The 2,813-nt window shown below is 46.4% G+C and carries 3 protein-coding genes; 1 reads left to right on the top strand and 2 read right to left on the bottom strand.

Annotated features, from left to right (window positions below; genetic code table 11):
• The first annotated feature begins 133 nt into the window (after positions 1-133).
• Complete coding sequence (locus HMPREF3096_RS01855; protein WP_009653207.1) at positions 134-1,531, top strand: ISNCY family transposase; 1,398 nt, start codon at positions 134-136, stop codon at positions 1,529-1,531.
• 239 nt (positions 1,532-1,770) lie between these two features.
• Here HMPREF3096_RS01855 and HMPREF3096_RS01850 read toward each other — a convergent pair whose 3' ends face one another.
• Positions 1,771-2,049, bottom strand: coding sequence for a hypothetical protein (locus HMPREF3096_RS01850; protein ID WP_004197671.1), 279 nt, complete (start codon positions 2,047-2,049; stop codon positions 1,771-1,773).
• Positions 2,050-2,383: 334 nt separating this feature from the next.
• Positions 2,384-2,813, bottom strand: a 430-nt coding sequence (locus HMPREF3096_RS01845) for a LuxR C-terminal-related transcriptional regulator (protein WP_070544261.1), incomplete at its 5' end; no start/stop codon positions are given.

Below are 2,813 nucleotides of genomic sequence, written 5' to 3'. Positions count from 1 at the left end.
TTTCAGCACGACATTTCAACATTGGCTAGACATACAGTGTAACAGCTAAATTGAGATGTCCGTCTCTGACCAAATAGACATGTCCGCGCTACAGTCTCGCCACCGCGATCGCTGCTTTCAAAGGATGAGACTCATGACGGCATACGGAACGGAGTTTTTCTCGATGAACGATGTAAACCGACTCAGGATCCTGCAGGACGTTATCGACCGGCGTCTTACCACGCGTCTTGCAGCAACCCGACTTGAGATCTCTGACAGGCACTGCCGCCGGCTACTCGAGCGCTATCGTGAACACGGACCGCTATCGCGGGTTAACCGCCGACGTGGTCAGCCTAGTAACCGACAGTTGATGCCTGGCCTCGCTGAGCGTGCGCTGCGCATCATTCGCGAACGTTACGCCGACTTTGGCCCGACATTGGCCTGCGAGAAGCTTGCTGAGATTCATGACCTTTATCTTGCTAAAGAGACTGTACGTAAGCTTATGACCCGGGATGGTTTATGGATCCCTCGTAAGTTACGGCCACCTCGTGTGCATCAGCCACGCCCACGTCGGGCCTGCACCGGCGAACTCATCCAGATTGATGGCAGTGAACATCGCTGGTTCGAGGACCGTGGTCCGGCCTGCACGCTGCTCGTTTACGTTGATGATGCAACAAGTCGGTTGATGCAGCTTCTGTTCGTCAGTTCGGAGTCCACGTTCACCTATTTTGAAGCCACCCGGGGATATCTGGAGCGCTACGGTAAGCCTCTGGCATTCTACAGCGACAAAGCCAGCGTCTTCAGGATCAACAACAAGCAGGCCACCGGCGGAGATGGCCAGACTCAGTTTGGTCGTGCCATGAACGAGCTGAATATCACTGGTATCTGTGCCAACACCAGTTCAGCCAAGGGGCGTGTTGAACGGGCTCATCTGACATTACAGGACCGCCTGGTCAAGGAACTGCGGCTCCGCGGTATCAGCACACCTGAGGCTGCAAACGCCTTTGCTGATGAGTTCATGGAAGATTACAACCGTCGGTTTGCAAAGCCGCCACGTCACGATTTTGACGTACATCGCCAGCTGGATAATGGCGAAAACCTGCAGGCGACATTCACCTGGCGCGAGCAGCGTAAGGTCTCGAAAAACCTGACATTACAGTATGATAAAAAGCTTTATCTGCTTGAAGATAATGAAGAAAACCGGCGTTTTCAGGGGAAGTACATCGAGGTATGGCAATACCCGGATGGTGACATTGAGCTCCGGGCCAGCGGCACTTCCCTGCCCTTTACCACTTACGACCGACTGGGAGAACTGGACCAGGGCGCCATCATCGACAACAAGCGTCTGGGACGTGCCCTGGAAATGATAAAGCTGGTTCAGGACAAACGGGACAACACCCGCTCACAGGCCCTGCCATCACTGGACGGCCAGACCTCACGCAGAAAGAAACAACCCGGCAAGAAATCACAACGAAGTCTGGACCATAACGACATGCTGGAAGCCCTGCAGCAACTTCAGACCCGGAGTAAAGACATCTTCGGCAAAGGCTGAAACATAACCTACATGCGGACATTTCAATTTAGATTGATGTTCAGGATAAACGCGATAACAACCGTTCACAGGCGATCCCTGCCGGTGATGGCTCTTTGCGGCGGCGCAGAAAACCAACAGAGAAATAATCGCAGCGCTCACTGAACGGCGACGACATGTTAGATGCGTTGAAGACATTGCAGTCACGTTCTGAGAAAAGTTCCAATGTTTAACGAGCGATTAAAAAATATATTAAATCATTATTCTCTCATTTCTCTGTTGCAATACTGACCTCCCAGGGCCTGTGTAATTCTGTCACCAAATAGTATCGTCAGACTACGATCATAGTAAATGGTTTCACCAGTGATAGATTCATGCTTTAATATTATCCCATAGCCATATCTTTCAAGCATATTCATACCCACCCTTGCCAAATTGTAAGAATAATTTATTCCCCAAATGGAACCATTTCTTCCTTCAAAAAACTCCGCTCTGTAATATCTTTTTAGAAATTCATAGTGTGCGTCTTCACTAAACATACCCCCTCCCGCTACAGAATTTACATAACAGTTTTTTATAATAAAAAGATGAAATGCATAAATATATATCCCGTTTTTCCTCTGCCGCCCACCATTCACAGATAGAGGATATAATCCTATATTATTTATTGTATGCTTAAATCATTTGATGACTATAGTTTCATATATTTTCATCATGTTAGCACCCATGATGTATGTTTATTTTTTCTGAAGCATACCAATAATCAAACCCCGTTCAACATAACAACATAAAATAATTTATAACAAATTTAGTTGAAACTTAATATATGAAATAGTGACTTTCCATAAGCAGATCATTAGTTTATAGGGCATCCTAACGATGCAGGCTCCTCCTGGCAAAACTGTCGATGATGAGATTTTTTTTGCGGTATATTCCACTTATTTTGGTGGTATTCAGTTTATGCAAAACAATACCGACAAAAGACTGAACCGTTTTTTTGGAGATCAGCAGGCTACGGGAAATTTCATCTATCGAATAACCATTTAAAATCATATTGATAACATGTGTTTCTCTTTTGGTAAATGACAACTTGTCCCTCTTCAGATTGATCCCCATTTTTTTAAACGCCTGCCTCATCATGAGATATTCATTACCGCTTAATTCAGTGTCAATGCATACCGCTTCACGCCCTGTCCCGCTCATTCCTGACGCCGGTTTTAATAAAAAGATAAGATTGACCGGTGAAATGTGTAGGTACTTGAGACGTTCGGCGGCTTTGTTGAATAAATCAGATTTCGGGTAA

This window comes from Klebsiella sp. HMSC25G12 (assembly GCF_001807705.1).
Lineage (GTDB): Bacteria > Pseudomonadota > Gammaproteobacteria > Enterobacterales > Enterobacteriaceae > Klebsiella > Klebsiella variicola.
Note: the sequence above shows the minus strand (reverse complement) of the source record. Positions and strands in the feature narration are given on the sequence as shown.